The following is a 17,212-nucleotide window of genomic DNA, read 5'->3' as shown; positions in this document are numbered from 1 at the left end:
CGACGCTTTTTTGCCTCCATCGATCGAAAAGCGTCGCGGGCAGGGCCCGCTCCTACAACCGAGTGCCCAGCAGCGTGCTTTCTTCGCGCATGCGCACGAGCATGGCGCGGCCTTGCTCGATGAAGGCGGGCAGGTCGGCGACGCCGGCTTCTGCGGCCAGTTGCTCCAGCGCCTGGCGTCCGCTGCTTTCGCCCATGCGCAGGATTTCGAGCAGGCGATACACCAGCGGCGAGATTTCCGCGAAACGTATCTCGTACTGCGCATCGCGCCTTACCAGCAGCAGCGTGGGCGTTCCCGGCGGCTTCCCGGGTTGGTAGTCCGGACCGATGCGTTGTACCGGCCAGGCGTAGGCCAGGGCCCACGCAGTGGGCGAGAGCACAGGTACGCCGGCCAGCAGATCGCCGGCCGCATCGTTGGCGGGGATTTCGTCGTCGGCGATCTGCAGGCCGAGCTCCACCCATTCGTAGTGCGCCATCTCCGCCAGCCAGGCAGGATCGTCGGTTCCGCCTTCCGCGCGTTCCTGCAGGAAACGGATGAACTCCCGGCCTATCTCGGCGAACAGCGGCGCGTGGCTGCGGTGCTGCGCATAGAACCGGCGTGCGAGCGCGCGCCAACGCTGCTCGCCCAGGGTCTTGCGGATGACGGGGAAATTGCCGGACAGCAGCCCCTCGATATTGTTGAAGAATAGATCGCGATAGATCGCCAGGCGGCGGTCCTCCAACCCGGGAGGCGGCGCATGGGCGTCGGGGTCGCGCAGATGCGCGGCCAGTTCGAACTGTTGCCGGCGCAGCGTTTCAGCCACGGGCGGCAACCGGAATTTCTGCGCTGCCGGTGGCGCGCTGCAGCTCGCGGATGCGCTCCACCTCGGCCAGCAATACCGGCATGGCGGGGAAGTTGAAGTCGCGCTCCAGCAAGGTCGGGTGCACGCCATGCAGCCGGTAGGCGCTTTGCAGCAGCGACCAGACGTCTTCTTTCACGGCGGCGCCATGGGTGTCGACTTTCAGGTCGTCCGCTTCGTCGTAATGGCCGGCGATGTGGTACGAGGAGATGCGCGCCGTCGGCATGCGCGCCAGGAAATCGTGGGCGTCGTAGCCGTGGTTGATGGCGTTGACGTAGATGTTGTTGACGTCCAGCAACAGGTCGCAGTCTGCTTCGGCCAGTACCGCGTTGACGAAATCCACTTCGTCCATGGCCTGGTAGGGGGCGGCGTAGTAGGAGACGTTCTCCACTGCGATCCGCCGGCCCAGGACCTCTTGCACGCGACGGATGCGGGCGGCGACGTGGCGCACGGCTTCCTCGGTGAAAGGGATCGGCATCAGGTCGTAGAGGTGGCCGTCGTCGGTGCAGTAGCTCAGGTGTTCGCTGTAAAGAGCGACCTGGTGGCGATCCAGGAAGCGGCGCACGCGTGCAAGGAAGGTCTCGTCCAGCGGCGCTACGCCGCCGAGCGAGAGGGAAAGCCCATGGCAGGTAATGGGGTGGCGTGCCGACAGCTGTTCCAACGCCGCACCGTACCTGCCGCCGATCCCGATCCAGTTGTCCGGGGCGCATTCGAGGAAATCGAACGCGCCCGCGGGCGCTTCCTGCAACGCGCCCAGCAGGGCGCGCCGCAGGCCTATTCCGGCACTGGCATCTGGCAGAGTCGGTTTCATCCAATCAGTACGACGGAATCAGATGCTGCCGCCGCACTTGCCTTCGCCGCACTTGCCTTCGGCATGGTCGGCCTTGGCATCGGTCTTCTTCTTGTCCGCGCCGCATTTGCCTTCGCCGCACTTGCCTTCGGCGGCATGGGCCTTGTGCTCGGCGGCGTCGATGAAGCCGTCCTTGTTGGTGTCGATGCCGTCGAACTTGTCGGCCTTGTCGGCGTGGGCCGCGGTGAACTCGGCGCGCGAGACCTTGCCGTCCTTGTCGGTATCCACCTTCTCCATGCCGCACTTGCCTTCGCCGCATTTGCCCTCGGCGGCTTTCTCGCCGGCGTCTGCGGTGGCCGACAGCAGGTAGCCCTGGGCCAGCGGCTGCATGGCGAACGCGGAAGCGGACAGGGCCAGTCCACCGACGAGAGCGGCGGAGAGGGCGAGGGAAACGGGTTTCTGGTTGGACTTGCTCATGGCATTGCTCCTGGGGATGCGGGCTGGCCGCGGGTTGTGGTGGAAGTGTAGCGGTGATGGGTTAGCGGTCTGTGTGCAGTGCGGCAACGCGGGGTTTGCGCAATCGGTTGGCCGGCACAAAGGCGAATGCAGCGGTCACGCGGAACCTGCAGGCGCCAGGTATTCGCGGGTCAGTACGCGCGCCCGGTGCAGGCGCGATTTGGCCGCCTCGCGGTTCAGTCCGAGACGTTGCGCCAGTTCCTCTATGGAATAGCCTTCCAGGTCGCGCAGCAGGATGATCTCGCGGTAGTGAGGGGGCAGCGATTCCAACGCCGCCGCCACATCGTGGCGCAGTTCCACTGGCTCGAAACTACAGGTGGGCTGAATGTCCTCGGTGATCGCGTCGCCCGTCAGCATGCGTAACCCGCGTTTCAGGCGATTGCACTCGCGTTTGACGATGCGGAACAGCCAGGAAGCGAAGGATTCCAGCACGCGCAGGTCACCGATCCGGCGCGAAACCAGGATCATGCTTTCCTGCACCGCATCCTCGGTGTCGTTGATATTGCAATGGTATTCGGCGTAACGGCGCAGATTTTGCCGCGACTGGGCAAGCACCCGTTGCAACGCGGCCAGATCGCCGGCACGGGCGGCGGCCAGATCGTCGGCCGAATAGTGGGTGCTCGCGATTGCGCTGTTCATTCCCTCTCCGTGACGGCAGCATGCCGCCGTTGCGCCATGCCTGACAGTGACAAAAGAGAGGGGTAGGGCGGGGAAGGATTCGCGGCCGCCCGTTCCGGTTACTTCCGATTCATGCTGTCGGCGCGATCAGACCGCGCCGGTAGTGCTGGTGTCGTCGCGCTTGTCGCGCGGGGGCAGGGGCTGGTCGCCGTGGACCAGGAACCAGATGTTTTCGGCGATGTTGGTGGCGTGGTCGCCGATGCGTTCCAGGTTCTTGGCCATGAACAGCAGGTGCGTGCAGGGAGTGATGTTGCGCGCGTCCTCCATCATGTAGGTCAGCAGTTCGCGGAACAGAGCGGTGTACTGCGCATCCAGTTCCGCATCGCGCGCGCGCACCATCAGAGCGCGGTCGGCGTCGCCTTCGCGGTAGGCCTCCAGCACGTCGCTGACCTGGCGCGCGGCCAGCCGGCCCAGCGCGCGCAGGTTGGTGGTGTGGGGAACCGGCGGCGACACGTTCAGCGCGATGGAGCGCTTGGCCACGTTGGCCGCGTAGTCGCCGATGCGTTCGATGTCGGACGGAATGCGCAGGCCGGCCAGGATCTCGCGCAGGTCGCGCGCCATCGGCCCGCGCAGCGCCAGCTGCATCACATCGTGGCTGATCTTGGATTCCAGTTTGTCGATCTCGATGTCGTTGGCGATGATGCGCTGCGCGGCGCGGTCGTCGCGGCGTTCCACCACGTCCAGCGCGGCTTCCAGCTGGGCGACGGCCATCCCGCCCATGTGCAGGATCTCGCCGACCAGGCGGCGCTGTTCTTCATCGTAGCTTTTGACGATGTGTTCGTGCGGTTGGGTGCTCATAGGAAGGCCGGGAATGGGGAATGGAGAATAGGGAGTGGGAAAACGGCGTTTCGGCGATGGCGGGAGTGGGGTGCGGGAGTGGGAACAAAGGATTTCGCTTTATCCGTTCTCCATTCCTGTTTCCCTGTTCCCCGCCTCATCCGAATCGACCCGTGATGTAGTCCTCGGTCTGCTGCTTCTTCGGACTGGAGAAGATGTTGGACGTCACGTCGTGTTCGATCAGGTCGCCCAGGTACATGAAGGCGGTGTAGTCGGAAACGCGCGCGGCCTGCTGCATGTTGTGGGTGACGATGGCGATGGTGTAGTCCTTCTTCAGCTCTTCGACCAGTTGCTCGATGCGGCTGGTGGAGATGGGGTCCAGCGCCGAGGTCGGTTCGTCCAGCAGCAGCACGTCCGGTTTCAGCGCCACCGCGCGCGCGATGCACAGGCGCTGTTGTTGGCCGCCGGAAAGGCCCAGCGCGCTCTGCCCCAGCTTGTCCTTCACCTCGCCCCACAGCGCGCCCTGGTTGAGCGCGTGCTCCACGCGGTCGTTCATGTCGGCCTTGGAGAGGTTCTCGTGGTGGCGGATGGCGTAGGCGATGTTCTCGTAGATGGTCATCGGAAACGGCACCGGCTTCTGGAACACCATGCCGACCTTGCTGCGCAGCCGGTTCATCGGATACTTCGGCGACAGGATGTTTTCGCCATCCAGGATCACTTCGCCCTTGGCCTCCATCTTCGGGTACAGCGCGTAGATGCGGTTGAAGATGCGCAGCAGCGTCGACTTGCCGCAACCGGAGGGGCCGATCAGCGCGGTCACGCGCTTCTCGGGGATCTCCAGGTTGATGCTTTTCAGCGCATGGAACTTGTCGTAGTAGAAATCCAGCCCCTTGGCTTCCAGCTTCACCGGAGACGGCGGGATCGCACCGCGTTCGGTGGTCACCGTGGTGATCCGCTGGGTGGAATCGTTGCGTTGAACGTCGTTCATGGCCGGGTCCGAAAAGAGATTAGTCATTGGAGATCTTGTTGCGCAGCAGGACGCCGCGCGCACTCAGGCTGATGAGGAGTACGAACACGGTCAGGACCAATGCGCCGGCCCAGGCCAATGTCTGCCAGGATTCGTACGGACTGCCGGCGAACTGGTTCATCACCACCGGCACGCTGGCCATAGGCTGGGTGATGTTGGCGTTCCAGTACTGGCTGCCGAAGGCGGTGAACAGCAGTGGGGCGGTTTCGCCGCTGATGCGCGCCAGCGCCAGCAGGATGCCGGTGACGATGCCGGCCGAGGCGCTGCGGTACAGCACCTGCACGATCACCTTCCATTGCGGCACGCCCAGCGACAAAGCGGCCTCGCGCATCTGCGAAGGCACCAGGCGCAGCATTTCGTCTGTGGTGCGCACCACTACCGGCAGCACGATGAATGCCAGTGCCAGCGCGCCGGCCAGGGCGGAGAAACCGCCGCCGAACTGCATGATGAAGAGGGTGTACACGAACAGGCCCAGCACGATGGACGGCGCCGACAACAGGATGTCGTTGACGAAGCGCACCACGGTGCCGGCTTTGCGCGCGTTGCCGTACTCGGCCAGCCAGGTGCCGGCCAGCACGCCCAGGGGAGTGCCGATCAGGATCGCCAGCCCGCACATCACCGCACTGCCGAAGAACGCGTTGGCCAGGCCGCCTTCCTGCATCGGCGGCGGGGTCATCTGGGTGAACAGCTGCCAGTTGATGCCGGAGATGCCCTTGGCGACCAGCGTCCACAGGATCCAGGCCAGGAAGAACAGGCCGAACAGCGCGGTGGCGCAGGACAGCACCAGTGCGATCACATTGACGATGCTGCGCCGGCGGTAGAGGCCGGCGGCGACTTTGTTGGCGCTCATCAGTTGCCCTCCTTGCGCGAGAGTTGCATCAGCATGTAGCGCGCGATCGCCAGCACGATGAAAGTGACTATGAACAGCACGAAGCCCAGCAGCAGGAGCGCGGAGCGATAGGTTTCGGTGGCTTCGCCGAAGTCGTTGGCGATCAACGCGGCGATGGTGGTGCCCGGCTCGAGCAGCGAAGCGGACAGGCTGACGGTGTTGCCGATGACGAAGGCCACCGCCATGGTCTCGCCGAGCGCGCGGCCCAGGCCCAGGAAGATGCCGCCGATCACCGCCGAGCGCGTGTAGGGCAGCACGATGTCCCAACTGACTTCCCATTTGGTGGAACCCAGCGCGTAGGCCGATTCCTTCAGCCGCTGCGGTACGGTCAGGAACACTTCGCGCATCACCGAGCTGATGAAGGGAATGACCATGATCGCCAGCACGAAGCCCGCGGTCAGCACGCCGATGCCCAAGGGCGGCCCGCGGAAGAACACGCCGATATAGGGAATGGTGCCGATGTGGTCGTTGAGCCAGGGGGTGCCGTATTCGGTCATCACCGGCACCAGCACGAACAGGCCCCACATGCCGTAGATGATGGAGGGAATGCCGGCCAGCAGTTCGATCGCCGTGCCCACCGGACCGCGCAGCCAGCGCGGGGCGACTTCGGTGAGGAAGAAGGCGATGCCGAAGCTCACCGGAACCGCGATCAGCATGGCGATCACCGCGGTGACGATGGTGCCGTAGATCGGTGCCAGTGCGCCGTATTTGTTCTCGACCGGGTTCCATTCCGAGGAATAGAAGAAGCTCAGGCCTTCCGTTTCAAGGACCTCGCGGCCGCCCCACAGCATGGACAGGGCGGCGGTGGCCAGCGCCACCAGCACGAAGGCCACGGTGCCGGTCAGCACCCAACGGAACAGGCGATCGTTGCGCGCGTCGGCGAGGTCGCGCTTGCTATGGGGAACGATGGGGGTGGCGATGGCGTTCATGGATTCCTAGGATCGTCATTCCCGCGAAGGCGGGAACCCAGTGACTTTGTTTTCGGTACGAACATCGAGCCAAGTCCATGGATCCCCGCCTTCGCGGGGATGACGGGTTGGCAAAGCCGCGCTGCGCGCGGGCCAATCCGTCACTTGAATTCGCTCGCCCAGTACGCTTCGATCTGCTTCACCAGTTCCGGCGGCAACGGCACGTAGTGCAGTTCGCTGGCCTGCGCCTGGCCGTTCTCGAAGGCCCACTTGAAGAAGGCCAGCGTGTCGGCGCTGCGCTTGGCGTCCTTCGGCTGCTTGTACATCAGCATGAAGTTGGTGGCGGTGATCGGCCACGCATTGGCGCCCGGCGCGTTGGTGATGACCAGGTTGAAATCCTTGGCGTTGGCCCAGTCGGCGCTGGCGGCCGCGGCGGCGAAGGTTTCCGCATTCGGCTGCACGTAGTTGCCGGCGGAGTTCTGCAGCGAGGCGTACGGCATCTGATTCTGCAGCGCGTAAGCCAGCTCGACATAGCCGATGGAGCCCTTGATCTGCTTCACGTACGAGGCCACGCCCTCGTTGCCCTTGCCGCCCACGCCGACCGGCCATTGCACCGAAGTGCCTTCGCCGACCTTGGTTTTCCAATCCGGGCTGACCTTGGACAGGTAGTTGGAGAAATTGAAAGTGGTGCCCGAACCGTCCGAGCGGTGCACGATGCTGATCTTGCCGGCCGGCAGTGCCACGCCCGGGTTGGCGCCGGCGATGGCGGGGTCGTTCCACGTGGCGATCTTGCCCAGGAAGATGTCGGCCAGCAGCGCGCCGGTCAGCTTCAATTGGCCGGGCTGCAGGCCTTCCACATTGATCACCGGAACCACGCCGCCGATCGCGGACGGGAATTGGCCCAGGCCCGACTGCGCCAGTTCTTCAGGGGAAAGCGGCTTGTCGGTGGAGCCGAAATCCACGGTACCGGCCTTGATCTGGGCGATGCCGCCGCCCGAGCCGATGGACTGGTAGTTGACCTTGGCGCCGGTGGCGGCGTTGTAGTCGGCCGACCATTTGGACACCAGCGGATAGATGAAGGAAGCGCCCGCGCCGGAGATCTCGGCGGCGTTGGGGTTGTTCGCCGTGGCGGTGGAAGGGGCGCCTGCTTCCGGTGCGCCAGCGGTCGGCGCGGCGTTGTCGGCGGGTTTGCAGGCCGCCAGAATCAGCGTGACGGAAAGGGTGAGCAGGGCGGCGCGCGCCGGCTTCAGGTTCATGGTGATGGCTCCGTATAACCAAGGCGCCGACGATAGTGCCGGCAGGTACGCCATGAAATGATGTTTTTGTTACACGCGTATGACGCCGTATTTGTGAAGTCCGTCACCCGCGCGGGCAGGGCCTCTGGCGGTGGTTGTGAGCTCGCACGGCAGGCGCATCCGACGTTTTCTGCGCGGGCGGGTGACCGCATGACGCTTTTTCGACGCCGAAACAGAAAAAGGGCGCGGATCTTGCGATCCACGCCCTTCGAACGACCTTGGGGGGAGAGAGATCCCGTCGTTCAGTACGTCACTGCTCAGTAAGCCATGTTCTGCGACCAATAGGTCTCGATCTGCTGCACCAGGCCGGCCGGCAGCGGCACGTAGCCCAGCGCCTTGGCCTGCGCATCGCCGCTCTTGTAGACCCAGCGGAAGAATTCCTTGGCGCCCTTGGCCCCGGCAGCGTTCTTCGGCTGCTTGTACATCAGGATGAAGTTGGTGGCGGTGATCGGCCAGGATTCGGCACCCGGAGCGTTGGTCATCACCAAGTAGAAGTCCTTGGAAGAACCCCATTCAGCGCTATTCGCGGCGGCCTGGAAGCTGTCGTCGCTGGGTACGATGAAGTTGCCGGCGGCGTTCTTCATGCGCGAATAGGTCATCTTGTTCTGCAGCGCATAGGACAGCTCCACGTAGCCGATGCCGCCCTTGATCTGCTTGACGTAAGCGGCCACGCCTTCGTTGCCCTTGCCGCCGATGCCCACCGGCCACTTGACCGAGGTGCCTTCGCCGACCTTGCTCTTCCACTCGGCGTTGACCTTGGACAGGTAGTTGACGAAGTTGAAGGTGGTGCCCGAACCGTCGGAGCGGTGCACGACCGTGATCTTGGCGTCGGGCAGCTGCACGCCGCCGTTGAGGGCGACGATGGCCGGATCGTTCCACTTGGTGATCTTGCCCAGGAAGATGTTGCCCAGGGTCTCGCCGTCCAGCTTCAGCGCGCCGGCGGCCACGCCGGGCACGTTGAGCACGGGCACGATGCCGCCGATCACCGACGGGAACTGCGCCAAGCCGAACTTGGCCAGCTCATCGGGCTTCAACGGCGCATCGGAGGAACCGAAATCGACCGTGCCGGCCTTGATCTGGGCGATGCCGCCGCCGGAGCCGATGGACTGGTAGTTGACCTGCTTGTTGGAGGCCTTTTTGTAATCGGCCGACCACTTGGACATGGCCGGGTACACGAACGAGGCGCCGGCGCCGGTGACATCGGCGGCCATTGCACTGGTCGAGAATGCGGCCGCCAGGGCCAACACCGCGACGCGGGATTTGAGGGAGTTGAACACGGGTAGCTCCTGGTTAGGAAATGCGCGGCTCGTGCCGCTGGTGCGCATTCCACGACGTTTGCGTGACAACTGCGTGTCTTCAAAAAGACCGAAATGTGACAGCGACATGTGGGTTGTCCATAAAAAAAGCGCGGCCATTGGCCGCGCTTCGGTCGCCTGCGGGGAGGGATCGCAGGCGGACGGCTCGTTCGATTACCAGTAGAACTGGACGCGGGCTTCGATCACGTTCGGGTCGTCGTTCAGCACGCCCTTTTCCTGCTTGACCATCGCGTAGTTCAGCATGAACTTGAAGTTGGAACGCCAGTACCAGTTGACGCCAGCGGTGATGCTGTCCATTTCGCCGCCGACCACGGCACCGTCGGTCAGGTCGATGGTGTCGTAACGCAGACCGAGCTGCCACAAACCCTTGGTCGGATCGTCCGGCAGCGGGGTGGTCGGCACGCCGGCCTTGTAGCCCCAGGTCTCGCCGGTGATGTTCCACAGGCCCGAAACGTAGTAGCCGTTGCCGCTGAAGTCGTCCAGGCCGTCGGTGCGCTTGACGTCGATAGACATGTATTCGCCCTGCAGCTTGAACGGTCCATGCACCCACAAGCCCTCCACGCCGATCGTGCTGGCGCGGTCGGTGCGGTTGTTCAGGCTGGCGGCGCTGGTGAGGCTGCTGCCGGTATCCACGAAGCGGGTCGGCACCAGGTCGGCCATCGGACGCGCGCGTAAGCGGATACCGTCGCTGTCGGTGTCCTTGTCGATGTAGGAAGCACCGAAGTGCAGGATGTTGCCCGTCTCGTTGATCGGGGCCCAGTAGCCGCGCAGAGCATAGCCGCTGCCGTGTTCGCGGTTGCGGGTCAGCTCGCGGCCGAAGTAGCTGGCCGTCAGCGCCCAGTTATTGTCGCCGTAGTTGTACTGCGCGCCGACGCGGCGCGGAGTGCCCAGGCTGTTGGTGATGGAGGACTTGGAGACGAAGTCGTTGTTCTTGGTCGAGGACAGTTCTTCCATGGTCGCACCCGGTTGCTTGAACTGACCGACCTGGAAGAAGTGGTTTGCGTTATTGCCGAACTTGTACTTGATATTGGCGTCCAGGAACTTGTCGTCTTTGGCGTCGTAGCCGAGCACCCATTCGAAATTGCCCGGGCCTTTGCCTTTCAATACCAGCTCGGCGCGCCGCATTTCCTGCAGGTAGTCCTTGCCGTCGAGGTCGCTGGCGGAATCCGCGCCGTAGTCGATGCCGTCCGTGTCGAAATTGTAGAAATCGGCCTGCACCAGGCCTTCGAACGAGACCTCGGAACCGCCGATGACGTCGAGAGCGATTTCGGCGTGTGCTGCTGGTGCGGCCACGGCGGCCAGCAAAGCGAGAGTAAGGGTGGAGCGCGACAGTTTCATGGGAAAGGCCTGGGGCGGTGGGAAGATGCCGCGCAGGCTAGTACGTGAAGATTGCGTTATTGTGACAAAGCTGTCTTATTTCGCTTGGATGACACTTTTGATTCTTTCCGTGCATCGAAAATGCCATGGATCGCTATCTTGGCCATGAGAGACTGAAGCCATTCGCATATTTTCCAGGAACATCCCTTATGGGCACGCGGGCCGTCGACATCGTCATCTACCACAACCCCGACTGCGGGACCTCGCGCAACACGCTGGCCATGATCCGCAATGCCGGCATCGAGCCGCATGTCGTCGAGTACCTGAAGACACCGCCGAGCCGACCCATGCTGGTTTCCTTGCTGCAGCGCATGGGAATAGGCGCGCGCGAGTTGTTGCGCGAGAAGGGCACGCCGTACCACGAACTCGGTCTGGGCGATGATTCGCTGAGCGAAGACGTTTTGCTGGACGCGATGGTTTCCCACCCCCTGCTCATCAACCGGCCCATCGTGGTCTCGCCGCTGAGCGTGGCGCTGTGCCGGCCTTCCGAGCGGGTGCTCGAGCTGCTGCCGCAACCGCAACAGGGCGCCTTCGCGAAAGAGGACGGTGAGCAGGTCGTCGATGCGCAGAGCCGCCGCTTTACCTGACCGACGGTATATCGAGAGATGTGGGAGCGGCGTCCCGCCGCGAGCTCCGTAGGTCGGGGCTACGCCCCCGACGCATGGATTTCGGCTACGGGAGTTTTGGCCAAGAGCTCGCGGCGGGACGCCGCTCCCACGGGTGTTCCAGGTGCCGCCTCCTATCGGAGGCCGATCAGCGGTTCGATTCGTCCGGGGTCTTGTCTTTGAAGCGGCAAAGGTCGCGGATCACGCATTGCGGGCAATCGGGTTTCCTCGCCTTGCATACATAACGCCCATGCAGGATGAGCCAGTGATGGGCATCCTGCTTGTAGTCGTCAGGCACCACCTTCATCAACTTGTCCTCGACCGCGCGCACGTCCTTGCCCGGGGCCAATCCCGTGCGATTGGCGACGCGGAAGATGTGCGTGTCCACGGCGATGGTCGGCTCGCCGAAGGCGGTGTTCATGACCACGTTGGCGGTCTTGCGGCCTACGCCGGGCAAGGCTTCCAGCGCGGCCCGGTCGCGTGGCACTTCGCCGCCGTGCTGCTCCACCAGGATGCGGCAGGTGGCGATGACGTTCTTGGCTTTGGCGTTGAACAGGCCGATGGTGGCGATATAAGGCTTCAGGCCCTCCTCGCCCAATGCGAGGAGAGCAGCGGGAGTATTCGCGACCGGAAAGAGTTTCCGCGTGGCCTTGTTGACGCCCACGTCGGTGGCCTGCGCGGACAGGATCACCGCCACCAGCAATTCGAAAGGGGTGGTGTAGGCCAACTCGGTGGTGGGATGCGGGTTGAGTTCGGCCAGACGCGAAAACAACTCGCGAACCTCATCGGGTTTCAGCGTCCTGCTGCGCTTGGCGGCGAGGGTCATCGCTTCGTGCGCTCCGCAGCCTTGGCCTTGGCGCGCGCCAGGATGGCGGCAGCGGCTGCGGGCAGCGCGCTTTTTCTTTCGGGCAGAGACGAAGCGCGCCGCGCTTCGCGTTCTTCAGCGCGCCGCGCCAGTCTGGCCTTGCGGGCAAGGTATCGGTCGCGTGCTGCCCACGCGGTGGCCAGACGCTTCTGCTCTGCGGCCACTCGCGCAACAACGACGGGATCGCAGGCAGGGCAGGGAGCGAAGCCCATCAGTCCCGCTTCTATCGCGGCATCGATATCGTCGGCTGCCAGCAATCGCGACAGGAATTCGCCGCGGCTGCAGTCGTGCGGATCGCCGGTTGCTTCGGTTTCCACCGATTCAAGTCCCGCTGAAGACGGGCTTGCGGCGTTCCAGGAACGCGCGCGTGCCTTCGCGCATATCGTCCGTAGAAAACATCAGGCCGAATTGCGCGGTTTCGTATTGCAGGCCCTCCTCGATGGCGCATTCACCACCCACGTTCACCGCATCGAGCGTGCCGCGCAATGCCAACGGCGCTGCTTGCGCGAGCTGTTCGGCCACTTTGAGCGTCTCGGCTTCCAGATCGGCGGCGGCGACCACACGATTGACTATGCCCAATTGCAGCGCGCGCGCCGCATCGATCGGGGCGCCCAGCAGGCAGAGTTCCAGCGTGGCCGCGCGTCCGGCCAGACGCAGCAGGCGCTGGGTGCCGCCGAATCCGGGAATCAGGCCCAGATTGATTTCAGGCTGTCCCAGCTTGGCCGTATCGGCTGCGATCCGCAGATGGCAGGCCATGGCCAATTCCAGCCCGCCGCCCAGTGCGAATCCGTTCACCATTGCGATGACCGGCTTGGGCATGGTCTCGATCCGGCGCATCACGCGCTGGCCGCGCAGCGAGAAATCGCGGCCCTCGACAGGGCGCAGGCCCGACATTTCAGCGATATCGGCCCCAGCCACGAACGCCTTCGGGCCAGCCCCTGTCAGCACCAGCACCCTTGTGCCGGGGTCCTCTGCGGCATTGTCGAAGGCCGCAAACAGCGCGTCCAGGGTCGCCCCGTTGAGCGCATTGAGCTTGTCGGGCCGGTTGACGGTGATCCGGCGGATGCCGTCCTGGTGGCTGGTGGTAACGGGGGAGTCGGTCATGGTCGCTATCGTAATGTGAGGGAATCAGGCGGAACTTAAGGCTTGCAAGCGGGTCACAAGCCCCGTCGTCACTGGCGGTTAAGCCCCTCGGCGGCTATCCTAGCGCGTCCTACTGGGGCGGTTCGACCGCCCCATTCCATAACCGGAGGTTTGTTGATAATGAAGTTGCGTTTGCTTGCCGCCACCCTTGCGGCCATGACCCTGGTAGCCGGCTCCGCCTTCGCGCAAACCACGCCGGCGCCCGACAAAAATGCACTGAGCTACGCGCTTGGTTACGACCTTGGCCGCAACCTTGTCGAAAGCGGCGAAGCCGTCGACATCAATACGGTCGTCAAGGCCCTGCAGGAAGGCTACGGCAAGAAGGAGCCCACCGTTCCCGTGGCCCAGCTGCGTACCGCCGTGGAAACCATGCAGAAGCGCCAGATGGAGAAGGCCAAGGCCGCGTTCGACAAGGCTTCGGCCGAGAACAAGACCAAGAGCGACGCCTTCCTGGCCCAGAACAAGACCAAGGCCGGCGTACAGAGCCTGCCCGGCGGCATCCAGTACCGCGTGATCGAAGCAGGCAGCGGCGCCAAGCCGACCCAGGCCAGCAACGTGACCATGCAGTACAAGGGTTCGCTGAGCGACGGCCGTACTTTCGTCGACACCTTCAGCCCGCAGCAGGGCCAGACCACGGCGCCCGCGCCGATGGCGATCAAGGTCAGTGAAATCCCGCTGGCGGGTCTGCGCGAAGCCATCGTGCAGATGCCCACCGGCGCCCGCTGGGAAGTGGTGCTGCCGGCCGACAAGGCCTATGGCAACACCCCGCAGTCGCCGGTCGGCCCGAACCAAGCCGTGGTTTTCGAAGTCAAGCTGGTCAGCGTCAAGTGACGTTTCGGCCCGCCTGCGCATAGCGCAGGCGGCTTTGCCGAAACGTCATCCCCGCGAAGGCGGGGATCCATGGACGTGATGCCCTCTATCCGGGAATCACGTACGCGGAGAGTGAAGTCCCGCTACGCCGGCCCAGTGCCGGCGTAGCCTTTTTCTGAAGTGCCGTTTTGTTCCGGGCAATGCGCGCTGTACAGGCGCTATGCTTGGGCTGGTGTCCGATTCGATGAATTCCGCTTACCGCGCCGTGCTCAGCCCGTGCATCGGCGTTTGTACCCTGGCTGACGACGGGCTATGCCAAGGTTGTCTGCGGACGACCGCAGAGATTGCCCGCTGGCCGCAAATGAACGATGACGAACGCCTGCGTTTGATGGAGGTCCTACCCGGACGCGAGCAGTCGCGCGCGGGTTTCGAGTCGCTGCTGCGCGAACGCGAGGCCTTGTTAGGGGCCTTGCATCCATTGACCGCGATGCCGACGCGGGATGGCTGGAACCATGAGGAACTGGTCGATCTGCTGCCTCCGGGGCCGCCGGTCGAATCGGCGGTGCTGGCGGGGCTGGTGCCGCGCAAGCACGGCACGCAGGTATTGCTGACTCGCCGCACCGACGGCTTGCGCCACCATGGCGGGCAGGTCAGCTTCCCGGGCGGCCGCATAGAAACCAGCGATCTCAATCCGGTCGCCGCAGCCATCCGCGAAAGCAACGAAGAGATCGCGCTCACCGCCAGGCAGATATCCCCGCTGGGATTCCTGGACCCTTTCACCACCATCAGCGGTTTCCGGGTGATGCCGGTGGTGGCGGCGATCGACCCGGCCTATGTCGCGGTGCCCAATCCTGACGAAGTGGCGGACGTGTTCGAAGTGCCGCTGGATTTCCTGATGGCGCCGGAAAACCTGCGACGGGTGGAAGTGGACTACCGTGGACGTCGCCGTGCGGTGCTGGAGTACGACTGGCCCGGCCAGCGCATCTGGGGCGCGACGGCGGCCATGTTGTTCAACTTGCGCGAAAGACTGGCGGGCATCGCATGAAATGGACCACTTTGATCGACCCGCAGGGTCTGACCGCCGAGCTGGGCAACCGCGACCTGCGCATCGTCGACGCGCGATTCTCGCTCGTCGATCCGGCCCAGGGTCGTCCCGGTTACGAGCGATCGCATATCCCGCACGCCGTGTATGCCGATCTCAACGAGGATCTCTCGGACCTGCGGAAGACCGGGCAGGGCAGGCATCCGCTGCCGGAAGACGAAGATTTCACCCGCAAGCTCGGCCAATGGGGTATCGCGCCACATCATCAGGTCGTGGTGTACGACGCGGGCGATGGCAGCATGGCCGCCGCGCGGTTGTGGTGGTTGTTGAAATTGCTGGGCCATGAGCGCGTTGCGGTGTTGAACGGCGGACTGGGCGCCTGGCGCGCCGGCCAGTTGCCGGAAACCGGCGAAACGACCCGCATCGACGAAGCCGCACCGTACCCGGCGCGGTTCGATCGCGCAACGATCGCCGATGCAGACGAAGTGTTGTCGCGTCTCGGCGAGCCGACGGGCTGGCTGTTCGATGTCCGCGCACCGGAACGCTTCCGTGGCGAGGTCGAGCCTTTGGACCCGGTAGCCGGCCATGTTCCCGGTGCGCTGAATCATCCGTTTCCGCAGAACTTGCGCGATGGCCGTTTCAAATCGCCCGCGGAATTGCACGACCAGATTGCGCCGGCGCTGTCCGGACGCAAGCCGGAAGAAGTCGTGGTGATGTGCGGCTCCGGCGTCACCGCCTGCCATCTGCTGCTGGCCATGGAGCACGCCGGTCTGCACGGCGCGCGCGTCTATGCGGGCTCCTGGAGCGGCTGGATCAGCGATCCGTCCCGGCCTGTAGCTACCGGTCCGTAGGTCGGGGCTACGCCCCCGACTCCAGGGCGAACAGTTCCCGCGCGTCGGGGGCGTAGCCCCGATCTACTTGCCCAGCTTCGCCACCAGCGCTTGCAAGGCCGTCTGCGTGTCCGGCGAATACCACGCCTCGATGAAACGGTCCATCTGGATGTTGTCGGGGTGCAACGCGGCCACCAGGTCGGCACGGGCGATGGTGCGGGTCTGCAGCATGGGATGGCTGGGCAACTGCAACAGCCGTTGCAGCCACGCCACCGCACGCGGCACCACTTCGTCGCCGGCGACCAACTCATCGACCAGCCCGATCTCGAGTGCGCGTTCGGCGGGCACCAGTTCGCCGGCCACCAGCAGACGTTCGGCGCGGTAGATGCCGACCACTCTGCGCAACAGCTGCTGGATGCCTTCCGGCGCCACCAGCCCGACCTGGGTTTCGTTGAGGCCGATGGCGAAGGGCCGCGCAGGGTCCGGACTGCGCGCCATGATCCGGTAGTCGCAGCACAGGGCCAGCACGCAGCCGCCGGCGGGAGAGTGCCCGGTCAGTGCCGCCACCACCGGCACCCGCGATTCGGCCAGGGTGCGGGCCACGCCGAAAAAGGCGTGCCAGCTGTCCAGCAAGGCATGGCGGTCCTGGCCGTGCGACATCAGATGAGGCACGTCCAGGCCGGCTGAAAACACTTTCTCGTTACCGGACAGGACGATGCCGTGCACGCCGTCGGCCATTGCCGCATTCAATGCAGCGATCAGCGCCCGGCACAGGTCGGTGTTGAGCGCGTTGACCGGCCCGCGCGCCAGGCGGATCTCGCGGATCGCGCCATGGGCGATGATTTCGACGAGTGCGGTCATTCACTTTCTCCGGAAGGTCCGGCGGATATCATAAGCGCATGGACAAAAGACATCATGGCGAGTGGATGCGGGCCGGGCGGAAGCTCGCGAAATGCGCGGTTGCGCTTCTGTTGACTGCCGCTGCGCTGCAGGCGAGCGCGAAAGAATGCGCGCCGGCGATGAAGGAGGGCTGGGTGCGGTTGCCTCCCGCAGCCATGCCGATGATGGCCGGGTTCGGCCGTATCGCCAATCCCTGTCCGATGCCGGTAGTGATCATATCGGCCAGCAGCCCGGCTTTCGGCGAAGTGTCGATCCACGAAACCCGCAATGTGGACGGCGTCAACCGCATGCGCGAGATAGAACAGCTGAGGATCGCTCCCGACGATTCGGCCACGCTCAAGCCCGGCGGCCTGCATCTGATGCTGATGCAGCCGCGCGCGCCGTTGAAGGAAGGCAGCAAGGTGGTGGTGAACTTCAAGCTGCAGGATGGGCGGGAGATTTTGTCGGAGCTGGTGGTGCGGAAGCCGGTGCCCTGATTTTCCCTTCTCCCCTCGGGAGAAGGTGGCGCGCAGCGCCGGATGAGGGAATGGAAATTCCCAGGCCTTCAAACTTTCAATACAAGCGGACGATACATTCCCTCATCCGCCCTTCGGGCACCTTCTCCCG

20 protein-coding genes are annotated in these 17,212 nt (G+C 64.4%); 5 read left to right on the top strand and 15 right to left on the bottom strand.

Features of this window, described 5'->3' with window-relative positions; translation table 11 throughout:
* Positions 1–52: 52 nt before the first annotated feature.
* The 11 genes from CSC73_RS14715 to CSC73_RS14665 all read right to left on the bottom strand — a co-directional run bounded on the left by CSC73_RS14715 (position 53) and on the right by CSC73_RS14665 (position 10,372).
* Positions 53–802: an HvfC family RiPP maturation protein gene (locus CSC73_RS14715; RefSeq protein WP_163841656.1), complete on the bottom strand. Its 750-nt coding sequence runs from the start codon at positions 800–802 to the stop codon at positions 53–55.
* Positions 795–1,649 (bottom strand): HvfB family MNIO-type RiPP peptide maturase, encoded by an 855-nt coding sequence (locus tag CSC73_RS14710; RefSeq protein ID WP_163841654.1) that lies wholly within the window; start codon positions 1,647–1,649, stop codon positions 795–797. The genes CSC73_RS14715 and CSC73_RS14710 overlap by 8 nt, the downstream gene beginning before the upstream one ends.
* 18 nt (positions 1,650–1,667) lie before the next feature.
* Positions 1,668–2,105, bottom strand: a complete 438-nt coding sequence (locus CSC73_RS14705) for an HvfA family oxazolone/thioamide-modified RiPP metallophore (RefSeq protein ID WP_163841651.1) — start codon at positions 2,103–2,105, stop codon at positions 1,668–1,670.
* A 135-nt stretch (positions 2,106–2,240) separates the two neighbouring features.
* Positions 2,241–2,783 (bottom strand): RNA polymerase sigma factor, encoded by a 543-nt coding sequence (locus CSC73_RS14700; protein WP_163841648.1) that lies wholly within the window; start codon positions 2,781–2,783, stop codon positions 2,241–2,243.
* A 126-nt stretch (positions 2,784–2,909) separates the two neighbouring features.
* Entirely contained in the window at positions 2,910–3,620 is a 711-nt protein-coding gene (phoU, locus tag CSC73_RS14695; protein ID WP_163841645.1) for a phosphate signaling complex protein PhoU, read from the bottom strand.
* 136 nt (positions 3,621–3,756) lie between these two features.
* Entirely contained in the window at positions 3,757–4,614 is an 858-nt protein-coding gene (gene pstB / locus CSC73_RS14690) for a phosphate ABC transporter ATP-binding protein PstB (protein ID WP_170299069.1), read from the bottom strand.
* Positions 4,607–5,476: a phosphate ABC transporter permease PstA gene (gene pstA, locus CSC73_RS14685; protein WP_163841640.1), complete on the bottom strand. Its 870-nt coding sequence runs from the start codon at positions 5,474–5,476 to the stop codon at positions 4,607–4,609. The genes pstB and pstA overlap by 8 nt, the downstream gene beginning before the upstream one ends.
* Complete coding sequence (pstC, locus tag CSC73_RS14680) at positions 5,476–6,444, bottom strand: phosphate ABC transporter permease subunit PstC (protein WP_163841637.1); 969 nt, start codon at positions 6,442–6,444, stop codon at positions 5,476–5,478. The genes pstA and pstC overlap by 1 nt, the downstream gene beginning before the upstream one ends.
* Before the next feature lie 140 nt (positions 6,445–6,584).
* Positions 6,585–7,679, bottom strand: a complete 1,095-nt coding sequence (gene pstS, locus CSC73_RS14675) for a phosphate ABC transporter substrate-binding protein PstS (protein ID WP_163841633.1) — start codon at positions 7,677–7,679, stop codon at positions 6,585–6,587.
* A gap of 296 nt (positions 7,680–7,975) precedes the next feature.
* The gene (pstS, locus tag CSC73_RS14670) at positions 7,976–9,043 is read right to left on the bottom strand and encodes a phosphate ABC transporter substrate-binding protein PstS (protein WP_425502329.1); all 1,068 of its coding nucleotides are present in this window, start codon (positions 9,041–9,043) and stop codon (positions 7,976–7,978) included.
* A gap of 144 nt (positions 9,044–9,187) precedes the next feature.
* The gene (locus CSC73_RS14665; RefSeq protein ID WP_163841628.1) at positions 9,188–10,372 is read right to left on the bottom strand and encodes an OprO/OprP family phosphate-selective porin; all 1,185 of its coding nucleotides are present in this window, start codon (positions 10,370–10,372) and stop codon (positions 9,188–9,190) included.
* Between the two features lie 188 nt (positions 10,373–10,560).
* Here CSC73_RS14665 and arsC point away from each other — a divergent pair, with 188 nt between their 5' ends.
* Entirely contained in the window at positions 10,561–10,998 is a 438-nt protein-coding gene (arsC, locus tag CSC73_RS14660; protein ID WP_163841624.1) for an arsenate reductase (glutaredoxin), read from the top strand.
* Between the two features lie 166 nt (positions 10,999–11,164).
* Here arsC and nth read toward each other — a convergent pair whose 3' ends face one another.
* The 3 genes from nth to CSC73_RS14645 are packed head-to-tail and all read right to left on the bottom strand — an operon-like array spanning position 11,165 to position 12,985.
* A complete protein-coding gene (gene nth, locus CSC73_RS14655) occupies positions 11,165–11,842 on the bottom strand; it encodes an endonuclease III (protein ID WP_163841621.1) in 678 nt (225 codons plus the stop codon).
* Positions 11,839–12,147, bottom strand: coding sequence for a hypothetical protein (locus CSC73_RS14650; RefSeq protein WP_163841694.1), 309 nt, complete (start codon positions 12,145–12,147; stop codon positions 11,839–11,841). Before CSC73_RS14650 ends, nth begins: the two co-directional genes overlap by 4 nt.
* A gap of 55 nt (positions 12,148–12,202) precedes the next feature.
* Positions 12,203–12,985: an enoyl-CoA hydratase/isomerase family protein gene (locus CSC73_RS14645; RefSeq protein WP_163841617.1), complete on the bottom strand. Its 783-nt coding sequence runs from the start codon at positions 12,983–12,985 to the stop codon at positions 12,203–12,205.
* 159 nt (positions 12,986–13,144) lie between these two features.
* On the opposite strand from CSC73_RS14645, the gene CSC73_RS14640 reads away from it, so the two are divergent.
* The 3 genes from CSC73_RS14640 to CSC73_RS14630 all read left to right on the top strand — a co-directional run bounded on the left by CSC73_RS14640 (position 13,145) and on the right by CSC73_RS14630 (position 15,727).
* The gene (locus CSC73_RS14640) at positions 13,145–13,855 is read left to right on the top strand and encodes an FKBP-type peptidyl-prolyl cis-trans isomerase N-terminal domain-containing protein (RefSeq protein ID WP_163841615.1); all 711 of its coding nucleotides are present in this window, start codon (positions 13,145–13,147) and stop codon (positions 13,853–13,855) included.
* A 223-nt stretch (positions 13,856–14,078) separates the two neighbouring features.
* Positions 14,079–14,879 (top strand): NUDIX hydrolase, encoded by an 801-nt coding sequence (locus CSC73_RS14635; RefSeq protein WP_163841612.1) that lies wholly within the window; start codon positions 14,079–14,081, stop codon positions 14,877–14,879.
* Positions 14,876–15,727 carry a sulfurtransferase gene (locus CSC73_RS14630; protein ID WP_163841610.1) on the top strand — a complete coding sequence of 284 codons (852 nt, stop codon included), beginning with the start codon at positions 14,876–14,878 and terminating at the stop codon, positions 15,725–15,727. Before CSC73_RS14635 ends, CSC73_RS14630 begins: the two co-directional genes overlap by 4 nt.
* 63 nt (positions 15,728–15,790) lie before the next feature.
* On the opposite strand, the gene CSC73_RS14625 is transcribed toward CSC73_RS14630, so the two are convergent.
* Complete coding sequence (locus CSC73_RS14625) at positions 15,791–16,567, bottom strand: enoyl-CoA hydratase/isomerase family protein (protein ID WP_163841607.1); 777 nt, start codon at positions 16,565–16,567, stop codon at positions 15,791–15,793.
* A 65-nt stretch (positions 16,568–16,632) separates the two neighbouring features.
* Between CSC73_RS14625 and CSC73_RS14620 the strand changes: the two genes are divergently transcribed.
* Positions 16,633–17,082 carry a copper chaperone PCu(A)C gene (locus tag CSC73_RS14620; RefSeq protein ID WP_211840896.1) on the top strand — a complete coding sequence of 150 codons (450 nt, stop codon included), beginning with the start codon at positions 16,633–16,635 and terminating at the stop codon, positions 17,080–17,082.
* The last annotated feature ends 130 nt before the right edge of the window (positions 17,083–17,212 follow it).

This window comes from Pseudoxanthomonas sacheonensis, assembly GCF_010093305.1.
GTDB lineage: Bacteria > Pseudomonadota > Gammaproteobacteria > Xanthomonadales > Xanthomonadaceae > Pseudoxanthomonas_A > Pseudoxanthomonas_A sacheonensis.
This window is presented reverse-complemented; position numbering and strand designations above follow the sequence as displayed.